18 protein-coding genes and 1 riboswitch are annotated in these 24,652 nt (G+C 72.1%); of the genes, 8 read left to right on the top strand and 10 right to left on the bottom strand.

The genetic code is table 11. The features are described 5' to 3' along the window. Positions 1–4: 4 nt before the first annotated feature. Positions 5–2,614: an AAA family ATPase gene (locus ACIBEJ_RS30110; RefSeq protein WP_397186234.1), complete on the bottom strand. Its 2,610-nt coding sequence runs from the start codon at positions 2,612–2,614 to the stop codon at positions 5–7. A 68-nt stretch (positions 2,615–2,682) separates the two neighbouring features. Between ACIBEJ_RS30110 and ACIBEJ_RS30105 the strand changes: the two genes are divergently transcribed. After that, positions 2,683–3,780: an epoxide hydrolase family protein gene (locus ACIBEJ_RS30105; protein ID WP_397186233.1), complete on the top strand. Its 1,098-nt coding sequence runs from the start codon at positions 2,683–2,685 to the stop codon at positions 3,778–3,780. On the opposite strand, the gene ACIBEJ_RS30100 is transcribed toward ACIBEJ_RS30105, so the two are convergent. Beyond that, on the bottom strand, positions 3,777–5,582 hold the full coding sequence (locus ACIBEJ_RS30100; protein WP_397186232.1) for an APC family permease: 1,806 nt from the start codon (positions 5,580–5,582) through the stop codon (positions 3,777–3,779). The genes ACIBEJ_RS30105 and ACIBEJ_RS30100 overlap by 4 nt on opposite strands. Before the next feature lie 212 nt (positions 5,583–5,794). On the opposite strand from ACIBEJ_RS30100, the gene ACIBEJ_RS30095 reads away from it, so the two are divergent. After that, on the top strand, positions 5,795–6,046 hold the full coding sequence (locus tag ACIBEJ_RS30095; RefSeq protein ID WP_397186231.1) for an SAV_915 family protein: 252 nt from the start codon (positions 5,795–5,797) through the stop codon (positions 6,044–6,046). A gap of 269 nt (positions 6,047–6,315) precedes the next feature. On the opposite strand, the gene ACIBEJ_RS30090 is transcribed toward ACIBEJ_RS30095, so the two are convergent. The 7 genes from ACIBEJ_RS30090 to ACIBEJ_RS30060 form a co-directional block, all read right to left on the bottom strand. Continuing rightward, entirely contained in the window at positions 6,316–6,984 is a 669-nt protein-coding gene (locus ACIBEJ_RS30090) for a response regulator (RefSeq protein ID WP_397186230.1), read from the bottom strand. Further along, positions 6,981–9,521, bottom strand: a complete 2,541-nt coding sequence (locus ACIBEJ_RS30085; protein ID WP_397186229.1) for a DUF4118 domain-containing protein — start codon at positions 9,519–9,521, stop codon at positions 6,981–6,983. Before ACIBEJ_RS30085 ends, ACIBEJ_RS30090 begins: the two co-directional genes overlap by 4 nt. Positions 9,522–9,524: 3 nt before the next feature. Beyond that, on the bottom strand, positions 9,525–10,379 hold the full coding sequence (locus tag ACIBEJ_RS30080) for a potassium-transporting ATPase subunit C (protein ID WP_397186228.1): 855 nt from the start codon (positions 10,377–10,379) through the stop codon (positions 9,525–9,527). Next, positions 10,380–12,485 (bottom strand): potassium-transporting ATPase subunit KdpB, encoded by a 2,106-nt coding sequence (gene kdpB, locus ACIBEJ_RS30075; protein WP_397186227.1) that lies wholly within the window; start codon positions 12,483–12,485, stop codon positions 10,380–10,382. It lies immediately after the preceding gene. Then, positions 12,482–14,128 (bottom strand): potassium-transporting ATPase subunit KdpA, encoded by a 1,647-nt coding sequence (gene kdpA, locus ACIBEJ_RS30070; protein ID WP_397186226.1) that lies wholly within the window; start codon positions 14,126–14,128, stop codon positions 12,482–12,484. The genes kdpB and kdpA overlap by 4 nt, the downstream gene beginning before the upstream one ends. Beyond that, complete coding sequence (gene kdpF / locus ACIBEJ_RS30065) at positions 14,128–14,217, bottom strand: K(+)-transporting ATPase subunit F (protein WP_184972245.1); 90 nt, start codon at positions 14,215–14,217, stop codon at positions 14,128–14,130. The genes kdpA and kdpF overlap by 1 nt, the downstream gene beginning before the upstream one ends. A 383-nt stretch (positions 14,218–14,600) precedes the next feature. Beyond that, on the bottom strand, positions 14,601–15,332 hold the full coding sequence (locus tag ACIBEJ_RS30060; protein ID WP_397186225.1) for a CHAP domain-containing protein: 732 nt from the start codon (positions 15,330–15,332) through the stop codon (positions 14,601–14,603). Between the two features lie 54 nt (positions 15,333–15,386). Next, positions 15,387–15,534: riboswitch (cyclic di-AMP (ydaO/yuaA leader) on the bottom strand. A gap of 158 nt (positions 15,535–15,692) precedes the next feature. Here ACIBEJ_RS30060 and ACIBEJ_RS30055 point away from each other — a divergent pair. The 5 genes from ACIBEJ_RS30055 to ACIBEJ_RS30035 all read left to right on the top strand — a co-directional run bounded on the left by ACIBEJ_RS30055 (position 15,693) and on the right by ACIBEJ_RS30035 (position 22,408). After that, a complete protein-coding gene (locus tag ACIBEJ_RS30055; RefSeq protein ID WP_397186224.1) occupies positions 15,693–16,619 on the top strand; it encodes an endonuclease/exonuclease/phosphatase family protein in 927 nt (308 codons plus the stop codon). Positions 16,620–16,688: 69 nt separating this feature from the next. Then, positions 16,689–18,320, top strand: a complete 1,632-nt coding sequence (locus ACIBEJ_RS30050; protein ID WP_397186223.1) for a dynamin family protein — start codon at positions 16,689–16,691, stop codon at positions 18,318–18,320. Then, positions 18,314–18,853, top strand: a complete 540-nt coding sequence (locus ACIBEJ_RS30045) for a nucleotide exchange factor GrpE (protein WP_397186724.1) — start codon at positions 18,314–18,316, stop codon at positions 18,851–18,853. The genes ACIBEJ_RS30050 and ACIBEJ_RS30045 overlap by 7 nt, the downstream gene beginning before the upstream one ends. Further along, a complete protein-coding gene (locus ACIBEJ_RS30040) occupies positions 18,850–20,688 on the top strand; it encodes a dynamin family protein (protein WP_397186222.1) in 1,839 nt (612 codons plus the stop codon). Before ACIBEJ_RS30045 ends, ACIBEJ_RS30040 begins: the two co-directional genes overlap by 4 nt. 16 nt (positions 20,689–20,704) lie before the next feature. Then, positions 20,705–22,408: an Hsp70 family protein gene (locus ACIBEJ_RS30035; RefSeq protein ID WP_397186221.1), complete on the top strand. Its 1,704-nt coding sequence runs from the start codon at positions 20,705–20,707 to the stop codon at positions 22,406–22,408. Here the strand turns inward: ACIBEJ_RS30035 and ACIBEJ_RS30030 are convergent. Next, entirely contained in the window at positions 22,338–23,255 is a 918-nt protein-coding gene (locus tag ACIBEJ_RS30030; RefSeq protein ID WP_397186220.1) for a GNAT family N-acetyltransferase, read from the bottom strand. The two genes, ACIBEJ_RS30035 and ACIBEJ_RS30030, sit on opposite strands and share 71 nt — an antisense overlap. Positions 23,256–23,347: 92 nt before the next feature. Between ACIBEJ_RS30030 and ACIBEJ_RS30025 the strand changes: the two genes are divergently transcribed. After that, a complete protein-coding gene (locus ACIBEJ_RS30025; RefSeq protein WP_397186219.1) occupies positions 23,348–24,625 on the top strand; it encodes a DUF4437 domain-containing protein in 1,278 nt (425 codons plus the stop codon). Positions 24,626–24,652: the final 27 nt, after the last annotated feature.

Genomic DNA, 24,652 nt, shown 5'->3' with positions numbered 1-24,652 from the left:
AAGCTCAGTCCGCGGCCCGCGACAGGGCGGCCAGCTCGGTGCGCGAGCTGACGCCCAGCTTGGGGAAGGCCTTGTAGAGGTGCTGGCCGACGGTGCGCGGGCTGAGGAACAGCCGGGCGGCGATCTCCCTGTTGGCCAGCCCCTGCGCGGCGAGCTGCACGATCTGGCGTTCCTGCGGGGTGAGCGCGGCCAGCGGGTCGCGGGCGCCCGAGCGCGAGGTGGCCCAGCCCGCCGCGTCGAGCTCGGCCCTGGCCCGCGCCGACCACGGATGGGCGCCGAGCCGGTCGAAGGTCTGGAGCGCCGAGGTCAGCGGCGGGCGGGCGTCCACGCGCCGCCTGGCCCGCCGCAGCCACTCGCCGTAGAGCAACTGGGTGCGGGCCCGCTCGAACGGGCGCGGGTGCAGTGCGAGCGCGGCGGTGAAGTGCTCCTCCTCCGGCTCGACCAGGGCGTGGCAGCGGTGGGCCAGCGCGTGCGCCCACGGCTGGTCGAGGATGGCGGTCCACTCGGCGAACCTGGCCAGCGGCTTGGCGGCCCTGGTCGGCCGGCCGCACCGCACCGCCGCCTCCACCAGGTCGGGGACGACGCGCATGGCGGCGATCTGGTTGCGGGCCCTGCCGTACAGGAGGTCCTCAAGGGCGAGCAGGGCCGGCTCGGCGCGGCCGAGCCCGAGGTCGAGCAGCGCCCGCGCCTCGGGGAAGCCCTCGCACGCGCCCTCGTCGCCCTCGATCGCGCCCAGGTGGGCCAGCAGCGCGCCGGCCTGGGTCGCCCACTGCGGCTGGGCGGTGTCGCGGGCGATCCTGACCGCCTCGCCGGCGTGGGCGCGGGCGTCGGCGTGCCAGCCGAGCGCGAGCTGCGTGCTCGCGAGGTACGTCAGCGCCTGCGGCAGCAGGCCGACCCGGCTCTCCTCCCTGGCCTGGGCGGTGACCCTGGTCGCCAGGTCGTGGGTGTGCCGGTCGGGCTGGGCCAGGCCGAGCGCGCCGACCAGGAGCAGGCCGCGGCGGTCGAGTTCGGCCAGCTCGCGGGCGGCGGCCACCACCTCGGGCAGCGGCGGCAGCCCCTCGGCGGGCCTGCGCAGGGCGAGCGCGGCGAACCACCGGCACAGCAGGTACACCGGCGTCACCGGGTCGCTTTCCGGCAGCCGCAGGTCGGCGAGCTGCCGGTCGGTCCTGATCGCCATGTCGCGGTCGCCGTCCAGCCAGATGAGCGAGGAGGCGTCGAGCAGCAGCCAGGCGGCGGCGCGCGGGTCGTCGGCGGCGAGGTGGTCGATCCCGATCGACAACTGCGCGTGGGCGCTCGGCAGTAGCCCCATCCCGTAGTCGGCGCAGGCCCGCACCCGCAGCAGGCGGGAGGTCAGCTCGGGGTCGTCGTGGACGCGGCCGGCGTGCTCGGCGATGGCGCGGGCGTGGTCGAAGCGGCCGCCGTGCTCGGCGGCCTCGGCGGCCAGCGTGAGCCGCCTGGCGCGGTCGTGCGGGTCCGCGCTGAGCTCGGCGGCCCGCTGGTAGGCGGCGGAGGCCGCCGCGCCGCCGCCGCGCTCGGCCGCGCGCTTGGCGGTGCCCTCCAGTTCGTCGGCGAGCCGGTCGTCGGGCGCGGTCGCGGCGGCCGCCTGGTGCCAGGCCCGCCGGTCGGCGTCGCGCGGGTCGTCCAGCGCCGCGGCCAAGGCGGCGTGTACGGCCAGCCGTACCTCCTCACCGGCGGCGCCCTGGACGGCGGCCCGCACGAGCGGATGACGGAACCCCAGGCGGCGCCCCTCGATCGTGACCAGCCCGCTCTGCCGGATCTCCGCCAGGTCGGCGGCGGTGCCGCCCAGCGCGCGCCCGGCGGCCAGCACGACGTCGAGGTGGCCGGTGCCGTCGAGGGCGGCGACGGTCAGCAGCGTTCTGGCGGAGGCGGGCAGCGCGCCCGCGCGGTGCTGGAACGCCTCCCGCAGCCGCCCGGTCAGCGGGTGCAGGCCGAGCGACTTGGGCAGCTCGACGAGCGCCAGCGGGTTGCCGCCCGCCTCGGCGAGCACGCGGTGGCGCAGCTCGGCGGGCAGGTCGCCGGCGGTGGCGTCGAGCAGGGCGGCGGCGTCGGCGGGCCGCAGCGCGCCGAGCCGCACCTCGGGCAGGCCGGGCGCGGGGAAGCCCGGCTCGCGGGCGGCGAACAGGAGGAGCACGCCGTCGGCGTCCAGGCGCCGGGCGGCGACGAGCAGCGCGTCGGCGGAGGCGTGGTCGAGCCAGTGGGCGTCGTCGACCAGGCAGAGCAGGCCGTCCGGCGTGGCCAGTTCCGACAGCAGGGACAGCACGCCGAGCCCGACGAGGAAGCGGTCGGGGGCGGCGGGGCCGAGGCCGAAGGCGCCGCGCAGCGCGTCGGCCTGCAGCGGCGGCAGGTACGGCAGGTGCCCCAGCACCGGCTGCAGCAGCAGGTGCAGCCCCGCGTAGGGCAGTTCGGCCTCGGACTCGACACCGGCGCCGCGCAGCACCCGGGTCGGTCCCGCCGCCGAGGCGGCATGGTCGAGTAGAGAGGTCTTGCCGATGCCCGGATCACCGCGCACCACCAGCGCGCCGCCGACGCCCTCCCGGGCCTCTGCCAGCAACTGGTTCAGCGCGGCCTGCTCGCCGTCGCGCCCCCACAGCACGTGTCGCAGCCTATTACCTATGAGATGACTCATTCACCCGGTTTCACCCACGGGCTAATGTCGCGGCCATGACGCCCTTCCAGATCGAGATCCCCCAAGAAGACCTTGATGACCTGCGTGAACGGCTCCGCCGTACGCGCTGGTCGCCCGAGTTGCCCGGCGCCGGCTGGGCCCGCGGCGTACCCGTCGACTACCTGAAGGGCCTGGCCGACTACTGGGCCAACGACTTCGACTGGCGCAAGGCCGAGGCGGAGCTGAACCAGTGGCCGCAGTACCGGACCGAGATCGGCGGGCAGACGGTGCACTTCCGGCACCTGCGCGCCGAGCGGGAGGACGCGCTGCCGCTGCTGCTCATGCACGACAACCCCGGCGGCATCATCGGCCTGCTGGACGTGCTGACGCCGCTCTCGCGCGACTTCCACGTCGTCGCGCCGACCGCGCCGGGCTTCGGCTTCTCCACGCCGGTGGCCAGCACGGGATGGACGGTGCCGCGTACCGCGGGGGTGTTCGCGGAGCTGATGGCGAGCCTCGGCTACGAGCGCTACGGCGCCCACGGCGGAGGCGGCGGCGCCAACCTGTCGATGGAGCTGGGCCGCCAGGTGCCGGAGCGGCTGGCCGGGATCCACGTCAACGCCTACGTCACGATCCCGGCCGGGGACCTGCCCGAGCTGAACGAGGACGAGCAGCGGCGGCTGGGCCTCATCCAGCGGTTCATGCAGGACGGGATGGGCTTCAACATCATCATGACCACGCGTCCGCAGACGATCGCGCACGGGCTGCACGACTCGCCCGTCGGCCAGGCCGCGTGGATCGTGGAGAAGTTCAAGGAGTGGACCGACGACAGCGCCGAGCTGCCCGAGGACGCCTTCTCCCGCGACCGCATCCTCACCGAGGTCAGCACCCAGTGGTTCACCGGCACGCAGGGCTCGATCGCGCAGAGCTACCGCGACGTCTCCGAGGACCCGAACGCCTGGGGCCCGAAGGCGCCGGTCACGGTGCCGACCGCGTTCGCGGTGGCGGCCGGCGACGTGACCGTGCGCGCCCTGGCCGAGCAGGAGACGAACGTCGCCAGGTGGACCGAGTTCGACCGCGGCGGGGCGTACCTGGGGCTGGAGCAGCCTGACCTGCTCGTCGCCGACCTGCGAGCCTTCTTCGGAGAGAGCTAGACGGCTTTCCGGCACGGCTGGACCGGGACCCGCTCGCGCAGCCGGAAGCGCATCCTGCACACCACCGCGTCGGTACGCCTGCGCAGCGCCCTGGCCAGCACGGCGCCGCGCTGGTTCTGCAGCAGGCGCTGCCACGCGTGTTCGGGCTCGACCTCGGCGATCAGCACGAACACGTGGGTCTCGGGCGCCTGGCGCAGATAGGTGACCAGCGGGTCGTCGAGGCGGCCCCGGGCGTCGAAGAGCTGGACCAGCTCGACCTCGGGGTGCCAGCGCTCCCAGTCCTCGACGAAGCGGCGGGCTTCCCCCTCGTCCTCCGGGTGAACGATGTTGACGGCCACCACGCGGTCGCCGAGCGAGAGGGCGGCGGCCAGCGCGTCGCGGCTGAGCCGGTTGACCGCGTGGACCGGCACCACGACCAGCGAGCGCCGCGGGCGCGGCGGGGCGGGCGTGCGGCCGAGTTCGAGCCGGTCGCCGATGCGCGTGTACGACCGGTTGACCCACGTCATCGCCGCCACCATCAGCGGCAGGGCGACGGCGACGAGCCACCCGCCCTCCGCGAACTTCGAGACGGTCACCACGACCGCGGCCACCCCGGTCAGCAGGGCGCCGAAGCCGTTGAGTGCCACCTTCCAGCGCCAGCCCGCCGGGCGCGCGGCCAGCCAGTGGCGGACCATGCCGGTCTGGGAGAGCGTGAAGCCGACGAAGACGCCGATGGCGAACAGGGGGACCAGCAGGTTCATGTCGCCCTGGGCTGCGACCAGCAGGACGGCGCTGGTGACGGTGAGGAAGGCGATGCCGTACCGGTGGACCTGGCGCTCGGCGCGCAGCGCGAACAGGTGCGGCAGGTTGTTGTCGGCGGCCAGCAGCCGGGCCAGCACGGGCAGGCCGCCGAAAGAGGTGTTGGCGGCCAGCGCGAGCAGCACGACGGTGGCGAACTGCACCAGGTAGAACAACCACCCGTCGCCCAGCGCGGCCCGCGTGACCTGGGCGAGCACGGTCATCCCCTCGACCGGGGCGATCGAGAACTTCTCGATCAGGGCCGCGATGCCGATCAGCATGACGGCCAGCAGCGCGCCGAGCGCGACCTCGGCGTTCTGGGCCCGCCTGACCCTCGGCTGCCTGAACGAGGGCACGGCGTTGGCGATGGCCTCCACGCCGGTCAGCGAGGCGCAGCCGTTCGCGAACGCCTTCAGCAGCAGGAGCACGCCCACCGTCTGCAGGCTCGTGGCGGTGTGGCCGGGGTCGACGGCGGCCTCGCCGCGCACCAGCCCGGCCACGATCACCAGCATGATCGCGCCGACGTAGACGAGCGTGGGCACCACGAACGCGCGGGCGCTGTGGGCGATGCCCCTGAGGTTGATCGCGGTGATGAGCGCGAGCACGCCCAGGCACAGCCACACCGTGTACGGCAGCAGCGCGGGCACCGCCGAGGTGAGCGCGGCGACGCCGGCCGCCACGGAGACGGCCACGTTGAGCACGTAGTCGATGATGAGCGAGGCGCCGGCCACCAGTCCGGCCTTGCGGCCGAGGTGGGCCTTGGCCACGCCGTACGCGCCGCCGCCCTGGGGGAAGGCGGCGATGACCTGCCGGTAGGAGAACGTCAGCACGGCCAGCAGCGCCGCGATGGTCAGCGTGACCGGGATGGTGAACCCGAGACCGGCGCCGCCGGCCAGGGCCAGGACCAGGACGATGGCCTCGGGTCCGTAGGCGACCGAGGCCATCGCGTCCAGCGAGAGCGCGGCCAGCCCGCCGACGACGCTCAGCCGATGCCGGTCACCGGGAGGTTGTGCTTCAAGACTCACGACTCCCATAGGAGCCTTTTCCCGACATATCGCACAACCACCATTTATGCGTTCACAACGGCATATATCGCAATTTCTGCGCCTTGTTGACGCGATATCGGCACGGCGTCAATGTTGCGGCTTCCCGCGTAGGGATCGCATGGCGAACACCCCACCACCCCCACTCCCGGACCTAGCGTCACCTACTGCCACGACGCATCCCTGGAGATGAAATGTCACTCTTCGTCCCGGTCCATCAGGGCCGGTTCAGCGCCTCGCTCCGCCTGTTCCGCACCGCCTCGGGGAAGCCGACGGCGGTGGCCTTCAGCTCGCCGCTCCGCCTGGCCGCGGTGCTCGGCACCGCCCAGCCCTGGGTACGGCTCAGCGAACCGGCCCTGCGCGGCATGCTCCGCGACCTCGACGTCATCGGCGTCGTCGTCGATCCGGCCGGCGTCATGGCCCGTAGCGGCGCGGGAGCGGCCTGATGCGTGTGATCTGCGACCGATTCCTGCGTGAAATGCGGCCTTTTGGGCATAGGAGTGGTTCTACCCATCCGTGTTGGAAGGAGCATTGATGCGCCCCCAGAAGCCGCGTCCCGAGGCGCTCGGGCTCCTCGCGCTGATCGCCATCGCCGCGGCCATCACCCTCCTCGTGGAGGTCCTCGCCTAGCCTCTCCCCGAAGCCGGCAGAGGCCGGCGGCCGTGCGGAAAGCCGCGTTCGCAGAGCACGAGCGCGGCTTCCGCGTGTCCGGGGGTCAAGGCTGGAAGCGGTAGCCCATGCCGGGTTCGGTGATCAGGTGCGCGGGGTGGGCGGCGTCGGGCTCCAGTTTGCGGCGGAGCTGGGCCATGTACTGGCGCAGGTAGTGGGTCTCCTTGACGTACTTCACCCCCCAGACCTCGGTGAGGATCTGCCGCTGGCTGACCAGCTTGCCGGGGTTGCGCAGCAGGAGTTCGAGGATGTGCCATTCGGTGGGCGTCAGCCGTACCTCGCCCGAGACGGTCTTGCTGGTGAGGTCGACCAGGTGCTCGCCCACCTTGACCCGCGCCAGCTCCGACTCGTGCAGCGTGGTGCGGCGGGTGACGGCCCTGACGCGGGCCAGGAGCTCGTCGATGCCGAAGGGCTTGGTGACGTAGTCGTCGGCCCCGGCGTCCAGGGCGTCCACCTTGTCCTGGTTCCCGGCCCGGCCGGACAGGACGATGATCGGGACGGTGGTCCAGCCGCGCAGGCCGTGGATGACGTCCACGCCGTCGAGGTCGGGCAGCCCGAGGTCGAGGATGACCAGGTCCGGATGCCAGTCCGCGGCCTCCCGCAGGGCCGCGCCGCCGTCGTGGGCCACCGCCACCTCGTAGTGGCGGGCGACCAGGTTGATGCGCAGCGCCCGCAGGATCTGCGGCTCGTCGTCGACGACGAGGATTCTGGTCATGCGGGCCGCTCCTTGATGGGCATCGTGAGGATCATGGTGAGACCGCCCCCCGGTGTCTCGTCGGGGACCAGCGTGCCGCCCATCGCCTCGGCCAGGCCCCGGGAGAGGGCCAGGCCCAGGCCGACGCCGGTGTGGTTGTCGCGGTCACCCAGGCGCTGGAAGGGCAGGAAGACACGGTCGTGGGCGTCCTGCGGGATGCCGGGGCCGCGGTCGATCACCCGGATCTCGACGTGCCGGCCGTGCCAGCTCGCCGTGATGACCACCTTCTGCTCGGGCGGGCTGTAGCGGACGGCGTTGGACATCAGGTTGACCAGTACGCGTTCGAGCAGCGCGGGGTCGGCGACGATCTCGGGCAGTTCGACGGAGACGTCGCCCTCGACCCGGTCGCGCAGCGGCCCGAGGTCGTCCACGGCCCTGGGCACCACCTCTTCGAGCGCCACCGCCTCCAGCCCCACCCCCAGCACGCCGGCCTGCAGCCGGCTCATGTCGAGCAGGTTCGCCACCAGGCGGTCGAGGCGCACCAGCGACTCGTCGGCCGTGGCCAGCAGCTCGCGGCGGTCCTCGGGGCTCCAGTCGATCTCGTCGCTGCGCAGGCTCTCCACCGCGGCCTTCGCCGAGGCCAGCGGCGTGCGCAGGTCGTGGCTCACGGCGGCCAGCAGCGCGGTGCGCATCCTGTCCGCCTCGGCCAGCGGCCTGGCCTGCTCCGCCTCCTCCTTCAGCCGCTGCTGGCGCAGCGCCACCGCGATCTCCGCGGCGAACGACTCCAGCACCCGCCGGTCGGCGGCGTCCAGCAGCCCGCCGCGGGCGGCGAGCACGAGGTCCTCCTCGATCACCACGTCGGTGTCGCCGCCGGACGGCGTCGTGCACGGCGTGCCGCCGGTCGTGGCGACGATGCGCCAGGCCGCCGGGTCGGTGTGGTCGTCGGGCGCCCTGCCGGTGTCCGGCAGGCGTTCCAGCAGCGTGACCGAGGACAGCCCGAACGTCTCACGCACCCGCACGAGCAGCTCGGAGACCGCCGACTCCCCGCGCAGCACGTGCCCGGCCAGCGTCGAGAGCACCTCCGCGTCCGCGCTCGCGCGCGCCGCCTCCCGGGTACGGCGGGCCGCCAGATCCACGATCGTGGACACGGCCGCGGCCACCACCACGAACACGATGAGCGCGAAGAGGTTCTCCGGATCGCTGATCGTGAACTCGTTGACCGGCGGCGTGAAGAAGTAGTTGAGCAGCAGCGACCCGCCCACCGCCGCCGTGATCGCCGGCCACATGCCGCCGATCAGCGCCACCCCGACGGTCATGAGCAGGAAGAACAGTATCTCGCTGGGCAGCGACAGATCCTCCCGGAACGGGACGAGCCCCGCCGTCAGCAGCGGCATGCCCAGCACCGCCGCCACCCACCCGGCCAGCCGCCGGGTCCGGGTGAGCGCCGCCCTGGTGCGTGCGGGGCGGCGGCGGCCCTTCTTCGCCTCCTCGTGCGTGATCATGTGCACGTCGATCGAGCCGGACAGCGCCGTGGTGTCCACGCCGACGCCGCGCGAGAAGATCTGCGCGAACCTGCCGCGCCGGGAGGCGCCGAGGACGAGCTGGGTGGCGTTGACGCCGCGGGCGAAGTCGAGCAGCGCGCGCGGGACGTCGTCGCCGACCACCTGGTGGTAGGTGCCGCCCATGCTCTCGACCAGGGAGCGCTGCCTGGCCAGGCTGGCCGGGTCGCCGCTGGTCAGGCCGTCCGCCCTGGTCACGTGGACGGCCAGCAGGTCGGCGCCCTTGGTGCGGGCGGCGATGCGGGCGGCCCGCCGTACCAGGGTGTCGCCCTCCGGGCCGCCGGTCAGGCAGACGACGACGCGCTCGCGCGCCTCCCAAGTGCCCTTGATGCCGTGGTCGCTGCGGTAGCGGTCGAGCTGCTCGTCGACCTTGCCCGCGACCCACAGCAGGGCCAGCTCGCGCAGGGCGGTGAGGTTGCCGATCCTGAAGTAGTTGGACAAGGCGGCATCGACCTTCTCCGGGGCATAGATGTTGCCGTGGGCCATCCGGCGGCGCAGGGCCTCCGGTGACATGTCGACCAGCTCGATCTGGGTGGCACGGCGGACCACCTCGTCGGGCACGGTCTCCCGCTGCGGGATGCCGGTGATCTGCTGGACGACGTCGTTGAGCGACTCCAGGTGCTGCACGTTCACGGTGGAGACGACGCTGATGCCGGCGTCGAGGATCTCCTCGATGTCCTGCCAGCGCTTGGCGTTCCTGGAACCCGGGACGTTGGTGTGCGCCAGCTCGTCGATGAGGGCGATCTTCGGCGCCCGTGCCAGGACGGCGTCCACGTCGAGTTCGGTGAAGGTGGCCCCCCGATGGACCATCGTCCTGCGGGAGATCACCTCCATCCCGTCCAGGAGCTCCTCGGTGTTGGGGCGGCCGTGGGTCTCGACCAGGCCCACGACCACGTCCCTGCCCCGCTCCAGCGCCCGCCGGCCCTCACCCAGCATCGCGAAGGTCTTCCCCACCCCTGGTGCGGCGCCCAGGTAGACCCTCAGCTTGCCGCGCGGCATCCGCTACTCCTTGTCGAGTGCCAGGTTGAGCATGAGCACGTTGACCGCGGGCTCGCCCATGAAGCCGAGCGCGCGGCCGGTGGTGTTGTCGGCGATCAGCTTCCTGACCGCCTCGACGGGCCTGCCGCGCTCCTTGGCCACGCGGGGCGCCTGCAGCTCGGCGTAGGCCACCGAGATGTGCGGGTCCAGTCCGGACCCGCTGGCGGTGACCGCGTCCGCGGGGACCTTCACGTCGGTGACGCTCCCCCGCACCGGCACGGTACGGCCGGCCGCGTAGTCCTCGCCAGGCCGGCCGCACTCGACCTTGACGCCCTGGTAGGCGGCGACGAAGGGCTGGGCCGGGCACGCCTGGTTGACGCTGACCGCCCGGGCGGGCGTGCCGATGGCCGGGAAGACCTTCAGCACGGCGCCCACGCCGTCCGGCGTGCAGAACGGCCGGGCGCCACTGACGCCCTCCAGCTCGCCGGCCGCCTTGGAGCGGGCGCAGACCTGGGTGAGCAGCGACTGCTGGCCCTCCTTGGCGGCGTCGTCGGCGCCGTTCGGGTCGGGCAGGACGTCCAGGACGTCCTCGGGGCCGAGGTTGCTGGCGGCGGTGGACAGCATGTCGTAGCCGTCACCGGCCGCCGACGGGCGGCTCTGGAAGTACTTCCTGACCGGGTTGCCGTCCTGGTCGGTGAACTTCTGGCCGATCAGCTCGCTGCCCTTCCCGGTCATCGAGCCGTTGGCCTGGTGGTTGAACACGGCCTGCGCCGCCCCGGTCACCAGGAGCGGGTAGATCGCCCCGGTGACCAGGGTCAGCACGAGCAGCGCGCGGACAGCCGCGAGGTGCTGGCGGATCCAGCTAGGCAGACGTTCCATTTAAGACATCCCCGGAAGGAACTGGATGAGGAGATCAATGATCTTGATCCCGATGAACGGGGCGACGATGCCGCCCAGGCCGTAGACGTAGAGGTTGCGGCTGAGCAGCTTCGAGGCGCTGGAGGGCCGGTAGCGGACGCCGCGCAGGGCCAGCGGGATCAGCGCGACGATGATGATCGCGTTGAAGATGACCGCGGACAGGATCGCCGACTGCGGGCTGGCCAGCCGCATGATGTTCAGCGTGTCCAGGCCCGGGTAGACCGCCGCGAACATCGCCGGGATGATCGCGAAGTACTTGGCGATGTCGTTGGCGATCGAGAACGTGGTCAGCGCCCCTCGGGTGATGAGCAGCTGCTTGCCGATCTCGACGATCTCGATGAGCTTGGTCGGGTTGGAGTCGAGGTCGACCATGTTGCCGGCTTCTTTGGCGGCGCTGGTGCCGGTGTTCATGGCCACGCCGACGTCCGACTGGGCGAGCGCGGGGGCGTCGTTGGTGCCGTCGCCGGTCATCGCGACCAGCCGGCCGCCCGCCTGCTCCTGCTTGATCAGCGCCAGCTTGTCCTCGGGCGTCGCCTCGGCCAGGAAGTCGTCCACGCCGGCCTCGTCCGCGATCGCCTTGGCGGTCAGCGGGTTGTCGCCGGTGATCATGACGGTGCGGATGCCCATGCGGCGCATCTCGTCGAAGCGCTCGCGCATGCCCGCCTTGACGACGTCCTTGAGGTGGATGACGCCCAGCACACGGCCCTTCTCGGCCACGACGAGCGGGGTGCCGCCGCTGGCCGAGATGCCGTCCACGATGTGGCCGACCTCGTCGGTCGGGTGGCCGCCGCCGTCGCGTACCCACTTCATGACCGCGGTGGCCGCGCCCTTGCGGATCTCCCTGCGCTCAGAGTCGGGCGCACCCGGATCCGGTGCCAGATCGACGCCGGACATGCGGGTCTGGGCGGTGAAGGGCACCCAGGAGGCGTTGTGCACGTCGCGTTCGCGCAGGCCGTACCTCTCCTTGGCGAAGACCACGACGGAGCGGCCCTCGGGCGTCTCGTCGGCGAGGCTGGAGAGCTGGGCCGCCTCGGCGAGCTCCTGCTCGGTGACGCCGGCGACCGGGACGAACTCCGACGCCTGGCGGTTGCCCAGCGTGATCGTGCCGGTCTTGTCCAGCAGCAGCGTGGACACGTCGCCGGCGGCCTCGACGGCGCGGCCGGACATGGCCAGCACGTTGCGCTGGACCAGGCGGTCCATGCCGGCGATGCCGATCGCCGACAGCAGCGCGCCGATCGTGGTCGGGATGAGGCAGACCAGCAGTGAGACCAGGACGATCCCGCTGACGCCGTCGGCGGTGAGGGCCAGGGAGTCCGGGATGCCGGGGTTCTGGCCCTTGGCCCAGATCGCCATCGGCTGCATGGTGACGGTGGCGACCAGGAAGATGACCGTGAGCGCGGCCAGCAGGATGTTCAGCGCGATCTCGTTGGGCGTCTTCTGCCGGTTGGCGCCCTCGACCAGGGCGATCATCCGGTCGATGAAGCTCTCGCCCGGCTTCTGGGTGATCCGGACGACGATTCGGTCGGACAGCACCTTGGTGCCGCCGGTGACCGCCGAGCGGTCGCCGCCCGACTCGCGGATGACCGGGGCGGACTCGCCGGTGATGGCCGACTCGTCCACCGAGGCGATGCCCTCGATGACGTCGCCGTCGCCCGGGATGATCTCCCCGGCCTCGACGACCACGACGTCGCCCTGCTGGAGCTGCGTGGCGGGAACCGTCTCGCCGGACTGCCTGCGCGCCACCGTGTCGGTCTTGGCCTTGCGCAGCGTGGCCGCCTGGGCCTTGCCGCGGCCCTCCGCGACCGCCTCGGCCAGGTTGGCGAACAGCACCGTCAGCCAGAGCCACACCACGGTCGCCCAGGCGAAGAACGAGGGCCGCACGACCGCCAGGACCGTGGTGAACACCGCGCCGATCTCCACGATCAGCATCACCGGGTTGCGCCACAGCGTGGCCGGGTTCAGCTTTCTGACCGCGTCCGGCAGCGACCGCACCATCTGCCGGGGATCGAGCAGGCCGCCACCGACCCGGCCGGTGCTCTTGGGGGTCTCGACCGTCTGGGTCGTCATGACAGGAGTCCTTCTGCGAGCGGCCCCAGCGCGAGCGCCGGGAGGAAGGTCAGGGCGACGAGGATGATCGTCACGCCGACGACCATGCCGACGAACTGCGGGCGGTGCGTCGGCAACGTGCCCGCGGTGTCCGGGACCGGGGTCTGCCGGGCCAGCGAACCGGCCAGGGCGAGCACGAAGATGATCGGCAGGAAGCGGCCCAGCAGCATGCACAGGCCGAGCGCCACGTCGTACCACGGGGTGTTGACGGTGACGCCGCCGAAGGCCGAGCCGTTGTTGTTCGAGGCGCTGGTGAAGGCGTAGAGGATCTCGGAGAAGCCGTGCGGCCCGCCGTTCAGCATCGCCGCCAGGCCCGCCTCGTTGCCCATGGCCAGCGCGGTGCCGGTCAGGACCAAAATCGGGGTGACCAGGAAGTACATCGAGGCCAGCTTCATCTCGCGGGCGCCGATCTTCTTGCCGAGGTACTCGGGCGTGCGGCCCACCATGAGGCCCGCCACGAAGACGGTGATCACGGCGAGGATGAGCATGCCGTAGAGGCCGGCGCCGACGCCGCCGGGGGCGACCTCGCCGAGCATCATGTTGAACAGCAGCATCATGCCGCCGAACGGCGTGTAGGAGTCGTGGAAGGAGTTCACGGCGCCGGTGCTGGTCAGCGTGGTGGCCGCGCCGAACGTGGCGGAGTTGGCCACGCCGAACCTGACGTCCTTGCCCTCCAGCGCCGCGCCGATCGCCTGGGGGACGGTGGCGTTGCCGGCCAGTTCGAAGACGTTGGTCAGCGTGATGCTGACCAGCGCGATGACGCCCATGACGGCGACGATCGCGTAGCCCTGGCGGACCTGGCCGACCATCTTGCCGAAGGTGCGCGGGAGCGCGAACGGAATCAGCAGGATGAGGAAGATCTCGAACCAGTTGGTCCAGGAGGTGGCGTTCTCGAACGGGTGCGCCGAGTTGGTGTTGTAGAACCCGCCGCCGTTGGTGCCGAGCTCCTTGATGACCTCCTGGCTGGCCACGGGGCCGCCGGTCATGTTCGTGGGGCCGGTCAGGCCGGCGATCTCGTGCGGTCCGGCGAAGTTCTGCACCAGGCCGCCCGCCACCAGGATCAGCGCGCCGACGAAGGCGATCGGCAGCAGGATGCGGACGGTGCCGCGCACCAGGTCCACCCAGAAGTTGCCGAGGGTGTCGGTGCCCCTGCGGGCGAAGCCGCGTACCAGCGTGATCGCGACGGCCATGCCGACCGCGGCCGAGACGAAGTTCTGCACGGCCAGGCCGGACATCTGGACCAGGTGGCCCATCGTCGACTCGCCGGAGTACGCCTGCCAGTTCGTGTTGGTGACGAAGCTGACGGCGGTGTTCCAGGCGACGTGGTCGGGGACGGGGGCGAAGCCCAGGCTCAGGAAGAGCTTGTCCTGGAGGCGCTGCAGGCCGTACAGGAAGAGGAGGGAGACGACCGAGAAGGCCAGGACGCCGCGCGCGTAGACGGCCCAGCGCTGCTCGGCGTCGGCCTGGACGCCGAGCAGGCGGTAGATGAGGCGCTCCACGACGTTGTGCCTGGCGCTCGTGTACACGCGGTGCATGTAGTCGCCCAGCGGCTTGTGCGTGAGGACGAGCGCGAGGACGAGGGAGGCGATGAAGATCCAGCCCACTAGAACCGCTCCGGGAAAAGCAGGGCCGCGACCATGAAGATCACCAGACCGACGGCCACGACCAGGCCGGTGGCATTGATCGCGCTCACAGGCGCTCCACCGCCTTCACCACTAGCCCGAGGATCACGAACAACGCGATCGTCAGGACGACGAAGATGACGTCGGCCATCCCCACTCCTCAGCTCCGGAAAGTTGCTTGCTTCCGTAAGCAAAGCGGGTGATTTGGGGGCTTTTGCCGTTCTTGACGGCTTCCATACGCGCGCCCATCACCTTTTGACGCCCTCCCGACGCGGCGCGCCCGAGACCATCCGTTACGGCAGGCCACCGCCCCCACCCCCCGCCGCCCCCAGCACCGCCCGATCGTCCGGCGCTCCTCACGCCGGACGTGGTGCTCGCCGCCACGACGCCCGCTGGCCGCTTCCCACGGCCCCGGGCGCGCGCCCCCGTCCCTCGATCAGGGGCGCGCGCCGGCTCAGGACGCGGGCCGGGTGCGCCGCTTCATACCGGCGACCAGGGCTATGGCCAGGGCCGCGAGCAGGAGCGGAGCGGCCATCGCCGCCTCCGCGCCCGGTTCGGCGGCCGGGGCGGCGAGGAACTTGGCCGAGGACGACGACGCCGCGAGGTTCGGCCCCAGGTGCCCAGGAGCCTGGTCGGACGGCTGTTCTGGGCCGGGGGATTGAGGGGTTGTGTCCGGGTTGGGGGTGTCGGGGTTTTGGCGTGACGCGGCGGCGGCCTCGGTCTTGGCGGGGTAGCCGTAGCCGACGACCTTGCTCTGGTCGCGCTCCTTCCGCTTGGCGAAGCGGGCGTCGACGTTGCCCTCGATGGTGGTGATGCGGGCGCCGTCCACCTTCGTGACGATGCCGATGTGGTCGATGCCGTCGAGGCTCTTCCCGCCCGACCAGTCGTAGAAGACCAGCGCGCCGGGTTCCGGCCTGGTCCCCCACGCCCCCTGGTCGCGGAACCAGGCGGCGTGGTCGGGGGTGTAGGCGAACTGCCCGTACACCTCGGTGAGGCCGGCCTTGTCCGCGCCCCAGGCGAGGAACATGTCGCACCACGCCGCGTTCGAGAAGTCGTAGCTGCCGTCGACGTTCTTCTGGTACCACTCTCCGAACTTGGTGTATCCGGAGCCTTTCTCTGTGTAGCCGATCTCGGCGTCGAGCACCTCGATCAGTTTCTGGATCCCGTTCTCGAGGTCGGCGTTCATGGGCGCCGGCCGTTTCCGGGCATGGCGACAACGCGGTTTCGCACGCGTGCTCCTTGATCTCCTCTGCCGCCTACCGGGTTAGCTGACGGGTTCGGGCGAAGGAGTGCCCTACCGCTGCGAGCAGCGGATTCACCCCGGGAAACACGAGTGGGTCCCCGGCTCCCCCGGCGTGCACGGCCAGGAGACTCGGCGGTCGGTCGGTCATCGACCGATAAAGGAGGACCCTAGTTGCGGTCAACCCCTTACCGCAATTGTGTAATGGTAAAGAATGTCCGGATAAGGACGCTTCAAGGGACTACACTTTCGGGCTCCGGACGGTTTAAAGTTCAGGCAATCTCGAAGCTGTGACGGGCGGGGCTGGTGAAGACGAAGCGACGCCTGGGGTCGTGGGTGGTGGCGGTACTCCTGGCGGCCTGGGCTCTGGCTCGTGTCACCGGACTGGAGATCGGCTGGCCGGTCACCCAGTTGCTGACGCTGACGCCGCTCGGCGCGGTGCTGGCGGTGCTCGCCGCGGCGATCCTGTTCTTCCGCAACCGTGCCGCCGCTCTGGTGGCGCTGGTCTCGGCCGCCGCGATGGTCGCCGTGATCGTGCCCAGGGTCGTTCCCGATCCGGCTCCCGCCGGTGGGACCGCGCTGCGGGTGCTGACCGTGAACCTGTTCGGGCGGGCCGACGTCACGGCGGTCATCGACCTGGTCAAGCGGTTCGACGTGGACGTGTTCACCGCGCTGGAGCTCCGGCCCCGGCAGGTGGCCGCGCTGGAGGCGGCTGGGCTGGGGCGGCTTCTGCCGTACAGCGTGCTGGAGGAGGCGGACGGGCCGTCCGGCAGCGGCATCTACGCGCGCCACCCGCTGACCAAGGTCGAGGGGCTGTTCACCCCGGTCGGGCACAACATGCCGGCGGCCAGGCTCGCGCTGCCGTCCGGGCCGGTGGAGGTCGTGGCGGTGCACCCGAACCCGCCGTTGCCCCGTCTCTACGCGGAGTGGAACGTTGCAATGGCGGCGCTGCCGCCCGCCGCGCCGGGGCGGATCCTCGCCGGCGACTTCAACGCCAGCCTGGACCACCGCGCCTTCCGCGACCTGCTCGGCCGCGGCTACGTGGACGCCGCCGCGCAGGTGGGCAAGGGACTGGTCCCGACGTGGCCGCACGGTCGCGCGATCCCGCCGCTCATCACGATCGACCACATCCTCGTCGACCGTTCCATCGGGGTGCGGCGGGTGGAGATCTCCGACGTGCCGGGGACGGACCACCGGGCCGTCTTCGCGGACCTCAGTATCGGACAGCCGTAAAGCGGGTTTCGCGTGTCCTTTCACACAAGAGGTGGACGGAGTCACGCTCGGTCGCTAAACATGCGCCTGATGATGCCCCCCGAACATCTGCTCGTCCCCGCGCTCGCGCGAGCGGACACGATGCTGCGCGAGTGCGCGGCCCAGGCCGACGAGACCCCCGAACTCGCCCCGCTGGCCGGCGCCCTGCGCGCCGCCGCGGCCCGGCTCGCCGAGCCCATGCGGCTGGCCGTGGCGGGCCAGATCAAGCGTGGCAAGTCCACGCTGGTCAACGCGCTGCTCGGCGCGGACGTGGCGGTGACCGGCCGCGAGGAGCTGACGTTCAACGTGAACGAGCTGGTCCACGCCGCCCGGCCGACGCTGACCGTGCACTTCCGCGACGGCCCCGCGCGCCGGGTCGCCCCGGCGCAGTTCGCGCGCTGGACCGTCCGCGACGAGGCCCACCTCGCCGACCTCGGGCGCGTGCGCAAGGTCGAGTACGGCCTGCCCAACCCGTTCCTGCGCGACTTCCACCTCGTCGACACCCCCGGCCTGGGCAGCGTCTACGGCCAGGACTCCGCCAACACCCTGGCCACGATGGGCGTCAAGGACCCCGCCGTGCTGGAGCTGCTGGGCCGCGACCCCCAGACGCTCCACCAGGAGAGCATCGACGAGCTCGACCAGGCCGACGCCGTCCTCTACCTGTTCAGCCGGGACGTCAGCGGCCCCGACGTCGCCGCGGTCTCCGCCTTCCTCGGCGACCGAGCCGGCATGCTGACGCCGTTCAAGGCGTTCGGCGTGCTCAGCAGGTGCGACCAGAGCTGGCCGCCGGCGTTCGGCGACCCGCTGGCCTTCCATCCGCTGCGTGACGGCGCCGAGCAGGTCATCGACGTCTACCGGGGGTCCACCGACCTGAGCCGCCTGTTCTACCTGGTCGTCCCGGTCGCGGCCAAGGTCGCCGCCGGGGCGCAGGCGCTGGAGGAACGCCATCTGGCCTGGCTGCGCGAGCTGGCCTCGGTCTCCCCCGCCGAGCTGGCCGACGAGCTGAGCGACCTGCGCGAGTTCCAGGACGCCGCCGGTCCGCTACGGCCGGCGTACCGGAGAGAGCTTGTCGAGCTGCTCGGCGCGTGGGGCGTGCATCTGGCGTGCGCGGCGCTGCGCGACGGCCTCGACCCCGGCGCGCTCGCCGAGCACCTGGTCGAGGAGAGCGGCGTGGGCGGGCTGCGCCGGCTGATCAGCGGGCACTTCGGCAACCGGGCCGGTCTGATCAAGCTGGACCAGGCCATGATCTCGGTGCGGGCGGCGCTGGCGAGCGGCCGCGAGGGCCTGCCTCCGGACAGCGCCGCCAAGGCGGCCGCCGACGAGGTGGCCAGGCGGGTGGAGCGTTTCCGGCGTTCCGAGCACGGCTTCGCCGAGCTGACCGCGCTCGCCGCCCACTACCAGGGCGCGACCAGCCTGCGGCCGGCGGAGGCCGAGCAACTCCTGCAGGTCACCGGCGAGAAGGGCACCTCATGCGCGGCCCGGCTCGGCTTCGAGGACGACGAGCCGGTCAGCCGGATGATGCGACGAGCGAAGGAGCGAGCGCACCAATGGAACACCCGGATGAACGACCCCCTCACCGGCAGGGTCGACAGGCAGACGGCCCACACGATGGTGCGCAGCTACGAGCGGATCATGGACCGACTCCAGCTCGCCCAGCGCCTGCTCGACCCGGGGACCTGCTGAGCAGGCTGTTCGAGCCGCTGTTCCGGCCGCGCCGGCTCGCCGAGCACCTCCTGGTACGGCTGGCCGCCCTCACCGGCCGCCGCCGGGATCCCGCGGGACTCGGCACCGCCGCCCTGCTGGAGCACGCGCTGACCGAGGTCGAGACCCTCGAACACCGGCAGCGCGAGCTGGACCGCCAGGCGAAGGACCCGCACGAACCGAACCCGAAGCTGGTCGGCGCCCTGGTAGACCTCGCCGAACGCCTGGACGAGCTGCGCGAGCGCGACCTCGCCGCCGCCCCGGAGACGCCCGCGAAGCTCGTCGGCTGGGTCGCGGACCAGCTCACGCTGATGCTGCGCGAGGGCGAGGTGGAGCCGGTGGACGACCGCGGCGAGCTGGACCCGGAGCGGCACCAGGTCGTGGGCGTGCGCACCACGGACGAGCCCGACCTGCCGGGCACGATCGCCGAGACCGTCCGCCCCGGATACCAGTGGCGCGGGCGGGTCCTGCGCCCGCAGCAGGTGCTGGCCTACGTCGAGGAGCGGGCGCGATGAGCCACGAGGAGCTGGGCAGGCTCCGCGCCGACGTGCTCGCCCTGCACGAGCGCCTGGTCGCCGCCCCGGGGCTGGAGCTCACCGAGGCGCTGCGCGCCAAGCTCGACCAGAGCGTCCAGCGGGCCGAGGCCGGGACATACCAGGTCGTCGTGATGGGCGAGTACAGCCGGGGCAAGTCCAGCCTGATCAACGCCATGCTCGGCCGCGAGCGCCTGCTGCCGGTGAACTCCGCCGTGACCACCTGCGTCGTGACGGTCCTGCGCTGGGGCGAGCGAGAGGCCGCCTTCGCCCACGAGCCCTCGGGCAGGACCCGCGAGATCCCGCTCGACCAGCTCGACCGGCACATCGCCGACCGGGTGAACGTCGGGCACATGATCACCATCGAGGCGCCCGCGGACCTGCTGCGCGACGGGCTGGTCCTGGTCGACACCCCGGGCATCGGCGGCGTCAACAACGCCCACACCGACGCCACCTACGCCTCCCTGTCGCAGGCGGACGCGATCCTCTACGTCGCCAGCACCGAGGAGACGCTGAGCACCAACGAGCTGGCGCACGTGAAGAAGGCGTTCGCCGCCTGCCCGGTCGTGGTCACCGCGGTCACGAAGGCGGAGACGGTCTTCGACCCGGGCGGCGAGGTCGCGGCGGCCCGCAGGAAGATCGCGGCGGCGACCGGGCTGCCGCCGGAGGACCTCGTGGTGCTGCCCGTCTCCGCCCACCGCAAGCTGCGGGCGCTGCGGCGGGGCAGCGAGGAGCTGCTCCGGGAGTCCGGCCTGCCCGAGCTGGAGCGCCGGCTGCGCGACCGGCTCGCCGCGACCTGCGGCGCCCGGTATCTGGAGAGCGCCCTCGACCTGCTGGACGAGGTGCTGGCCGCGACCGAGGCCCCGGTCACCAACGAGCTGGCCGCGCTGGAGGCCGGCGAGGACCTGGAGAGGATCGCCGCCGAGCTGCGGCAGAGCAGGAGGCGGGCGGAGGAGCTGCTGGCCGGCCGGGCCGCGTGGCGCGAGGCGCTGTCGGCCTCGTTCGACGCCGCCGCCGCACCCGTGGCCGAACGGCTGGCCGCGCGCAACCAGGAGATCTGCGACCGCTTCGTCGGCCACATCCACTCGCCCGCGGTCGTCCACGACGCCCAGGGCCTCATCAACGCCACCACGCAGGCGCTCGCCGACGCCGCGGACACCGCCCGCGCCGAACTGCTGGCCGCCGTCGACCGCACCGGCGAGGAGACCGCCGCCGCCACCCGGCTGCCGATCGGCGTGATCGACGCCGCGGTCCCCGGCTTCCAGCCCCGGCTGGACGTCTCGGCCATCATGCTGCGCAAGCACGCCCGCGAGGGACGGCTGTCGTCGGTCAACTCCGGCGTGACCGTGGCCGGGGCGGTCGGCACCGCGATCTTCACCGGCGCCGGCGCCCTGCTGCCCGGCGTCGGCGTCGCGATCGGCGCCATCGCGGCGATCGCCCTCGGCGCGCTCGGCGTCATGGCGGGATTGCAGGAACACCGGCACCGCGTGCTCACACAGGTCAAACTTGAGCGGTCGGCGCAGTTCAGCCAGGCCGTGCTGCCCATGGTCGAGCGGAACGTCGCCAGGGCCGAGAAGGGCCTCGCCGAGGCGGTCGAGCACTGCAAGACGCTCATGCTGGCGCACTTCGACGACGTGCTGCGCCAGACGCGTGACGCGCTCGACCGGTCGATCGCGCGGCTGGCCGTACTGCGGGAGGCGAGCGCGCGCGACCGCAAGAGCCGGATGGCGGAGCTGACGGTCACGGCGGGACGGTACGAGCGGGTGCGAGGGGAGCTGTCCGCGATGCGCGAGCGCGTGCGGCGGCTCGGCGACTGACGGAGGGAATCAGCAGGTGGGAGTGGTTTACGGCATCGACTTCGGCACGTCCAACTCCTCGATCATGGTGGGGCTGGCGGACGGGCGGATCGTCGTCGTGCCCGATCCTGAGACGCCGGGCGCGGCCGAGATCCCGACGGCGGTGCTGGCCGCCGGAGGGAAGCTGCACGTGGGCACGGCGGCCAGACGGCTGGGACCCGCCTACATCCAGGACTATCGGACCGAGTTCAAGCGCGACTTCGGCGACGACGCGCCCGTCCACCTCGACGGCCGCCGCTACCTCGTGCACGAGCTGGCCGCCGAGGTCCTGCGTTTCCTGCGCGAGCAGGCGCGGCGGGCGGCGGCGGGCGAGCCCGACGTCGTGGTCATCACCGTGCCGGTGAGCTGGGACGCGGGCAACCACGACCTGATGCGGCAGGCGGCGGAGTCGGCGGGGTTCGATCCGGCGACGGTGACGCTGGTGTCCGAGCCGGTCGCCGGGGTACGCGGCGCGGTCACCGGTCAGCGCTTCTTCGACGAGCAGACGATCCTGCTCTACGACCTCGGCGGCGGCACCTTCGACTGCGCCCTGACCCGGGGAACCACGGACGCGGGCTTCCGCGACGTGGGCCGGCCGGGCGGCATCTCCACGCTCGGCGGGATCGACTTCGACAGGGAGATCCTCACCGCGATCAGGCAACGCCACCCCGAGCAGGTGGACGGCCTGTTCGCCGACCCGGAACCCGGCGTGGCCGTCCTGCGCAGGCGGCTCGGCCTCAGGGACACCTGCGAGAAGATCAAGCACGCGCTGTCGGAGCGGGAGGAGCACGAGGCGCTGCTGTCGGAGCTGGACCCGCCGGTGCTGTTCAGGATGACGCGCGACGAACTGGGCGCGCTGCTCGACAAGTCGCTGGCCGAGACCGTGGACGAGTGCGAACGCCTGCTCGGCGACCAGGAGCTGGCCTGGAGCGACGTGACCAAGGTGATCCCGGTGGGCGGGAGCAGCCGGCTGCCGATGGTGCACGCGCAGATCTCGCGCCGCTCCGGGGTGACGGTGCTGAAGGTGGAGGAGCCGGAGCTGGCCGTGGTACGCGGGGCCGTACACCTGGCCATGGAGATCAGGGACGCCCAGGTGGAGGTCGAGGAGGAGCCGGTCGCGGTGGCGCCCGAGCCGTCGCCGTCACCTTCGCCTGCGTCGCCTCCGCGACCCCTGCGGACGCGGGCGGTCGTCCCCGAGCACCTGGCCGTGCTGAGCTTCGTCTGCCTGTTCAGCGCGATCATCTACCAGACGGGCGCCCGCCTGGACAGCGCGGGGCAGGTCGTCCTGCTGATCCTGCTGTTCCTGCCGGTGCTCCTGGCGGCGCTCGGGCTGTTGGGGGACGCGCTCGACCGGAGGGATCCCGCGGCGGTTCTGAGCATGGCGGGCGCCGCGGTGATCGTGCCCGTCACCGCCGCGGTCGTCGCGGAGCTCCGGCCCGTCGCGGAGGCGGACGCCGTCCTGATCGGGGGCATGTTCGTGGCGGCGGTGACGGCCTGGTGCGGCGCGGTGGTCGCGGACGGCGAGCGCCGGGTCTACATGATCATCGGCGGCGCGTTCCTGGCCTTGGGCGCGGTGGGCTACCGGCTGGACGTCGGCTCGTCCGGGGTGGGGTCGGTGATCGGCGGCTCGGTCATGGGACTGCTGGCGCTGCTGGTCGGAGCGTTGCTCGACGATAGCCGTACGTCTCGCCGGTCTTCTTGAAGCCGAGGGCGGCGTAGAGCCTTCTGGCGGGGACGTTCTCCGCGTTGTGGTTGACGGTGACCACGGTCAGGCCGAGGTCGCGCATCCGGTGCATGGCGTGCAGCATGGTCGCCCTGGCCAGGCCCAGGCGGTGGAAGCCGGTGTGGGTGCCGACGGGTTCGAAGTGGCCGGTGGCGTTGCGCGGGTCCACCCAGTAGACGAGGAAGGAGGCGATCCTGCCGCTGCCGTCCGGCGACTCGGCGACGATCTCGCGTTCGACGTCGTAGCCGGGCTTGAGCATGACCTCGTCGCGGTACTGGTCGCCGGTCCAGTCCGAGCCGAAGGCGCTGTTGCGGGCGCGGGCCAGCTCTCCGGCGTCGGCGAGCGTGGCGGCGCGGATCGTGAAGCCCTCGGGCGGGCTCGGGGCGGGCAGGTCGGCCAGCGGGGCCTCGTTGACGTCGTCCCAGGTACGGAAGCGGGTGAACCCGAGGCGTTCCAGAACCTCGATCCTGGCCGTGTCGCAGCCGAACACGTCGGTCAGCACCTCGTCCTCGCCCTGTCCGGTGGTCACGCAGGCGGCCTCGATCATGTCGGCCTCCGCCTGGGTGCCGCGCAGTTCCGGGGCGGTGAAGACGTCGAAGGCGTTCTCGAAGCGGGTGTTGATCGCCAGACCGGCCAGCCTGCCGCCGTCCGCCCAGACGTGCACGACCTCGCCTACCGGGCGGCGGCCCCTGATGTTCTCGTAGATGCGATGGGGCAGCTCACCGATGTGGTCGTAGGCGCAGCGGCCGGCGTCGGCGATCCACTCCGCGACGGTGTCCTGGATCCAGGGCAGGTCGGCGTCCGTGTACGGGCGCATGGTCAGCATCTGTCCATTGTGCGGTGCCGCCACCCTGGGCTATGAATTGGAAAGGCGTTTCACTATGCGGAACAAGCGGCTCTAGCTGCTGAAGGAGTGGCATGCGTCCCCACGTCGAGGTGATCCACGAAGGCGACTACATCTGGCACGCGGCCGAACTACCCGGCGGCGAGGGGCGGGCGAGCGAGCGCCGCCTGTCGGTGGACGAGGAGGACGGGTCGTCGTCGCTGCGCGTCGACTTCCACACCGGGTGGGGGCGCGGGCCGGGCGCGCATCACGCCGACACCGAGTACTACGTGCTCGAAGGCTCCATGACGTACGGCGGGCGCCGCCTCGGCCAGGGCGGCTACGTACACGCGCCCAAGGGGGTGCCGGTCGAGGCGATCACGTTCGCGGAGGGGACGAGGATCCTCCACTACCGCGAGTACGGCGACGCCGGATTCGACACCGGCGCCGGGCGGCAGGCCGGGGCACGGGAGGAGGTGATCGTGCTGGACTCGGCGGCGATGGAGTGGGACGCGGTGCCGAACCCTGGGCCCATGCCCGGACTTTTCATCAAATATCTCCATGTGGACCCTTTGACGGGCTTCTATACCCGGCTGGTGCACGCGCAGGAAGGCTGGGCCGACCACCGGCTGGCCCACCATCCCTGCTACGAGGAGGCGTACACGGTCCAGGGGCACATGGAGTACAACTTCGGCACGCTCGACCTCGGCACGTACTTCTTCCGGCCCGCCCGCGTGAAGCACGGGCACTTCACCTCGATGGAGGGCGGGGCCACGTGGTTGCTGCGGTCGGACGGGGAGCTGTTCAACTGGTACACGCAGCACGAGTGGGTCCGGTGGGGCGGCGAGGCGCTGAACTACGGGCCGGAGGGGCGCTGGTCGCAGTCCAGCCATGACCTGGGGGTGGGGCACCGGGCGCCGGAGGAGCTGGAGATGTTGCGGGCCTCGCTCGCGTACTCGCGGCAGACGGGCGCCACCGACGCCGACTACGTCCCGCACGGGCAGGGCGCCGACCACAGCCTGCTCGCCATGGCCAAGGCCCTCGACACCGCCCGCCTCCAGGGCGGCCACACCCACCCGGAGGACGTTGACGGCGGCCACACGCACTCGGCGGACCATGAGGACGGCCACCCGGCGGGCTCGGGCGCGGACCATCGGCACCCGGCGGGCTCGGGCGCGGACCATCGGCATTCGGTGGACTGGGGCGCGGACCCCGCCACGCTGGAGCATCCGGATGAGCGGACCGACGCGGGCGCGCACAACCGGGGCACCGGGCGGGCGTGGAAGCCGGGCGATCCGATCCCGGCGCCGATCATCTCCAGCCTGCCCGTCCGCTCCCGCTCCCGAGGCCGCTGGGACGGGGACGGCATGTAGATTGGCCCATCCGTTCCGGCGTGAGGG

Origin of the sequence: Nonomuraea sp. NPDC050790 (assembly GCF_044456745.1) — a bacterium.
Taxonomy (GTDB): domain Bacteria; phylum Actinomycetota; class Actinomycetes; order Streptosporangiales; family Streptosporangiaceae; genus Nonomuraea.
This window is presented reverse-complemented; position numbering and strand designations above follow the sequence as displayed.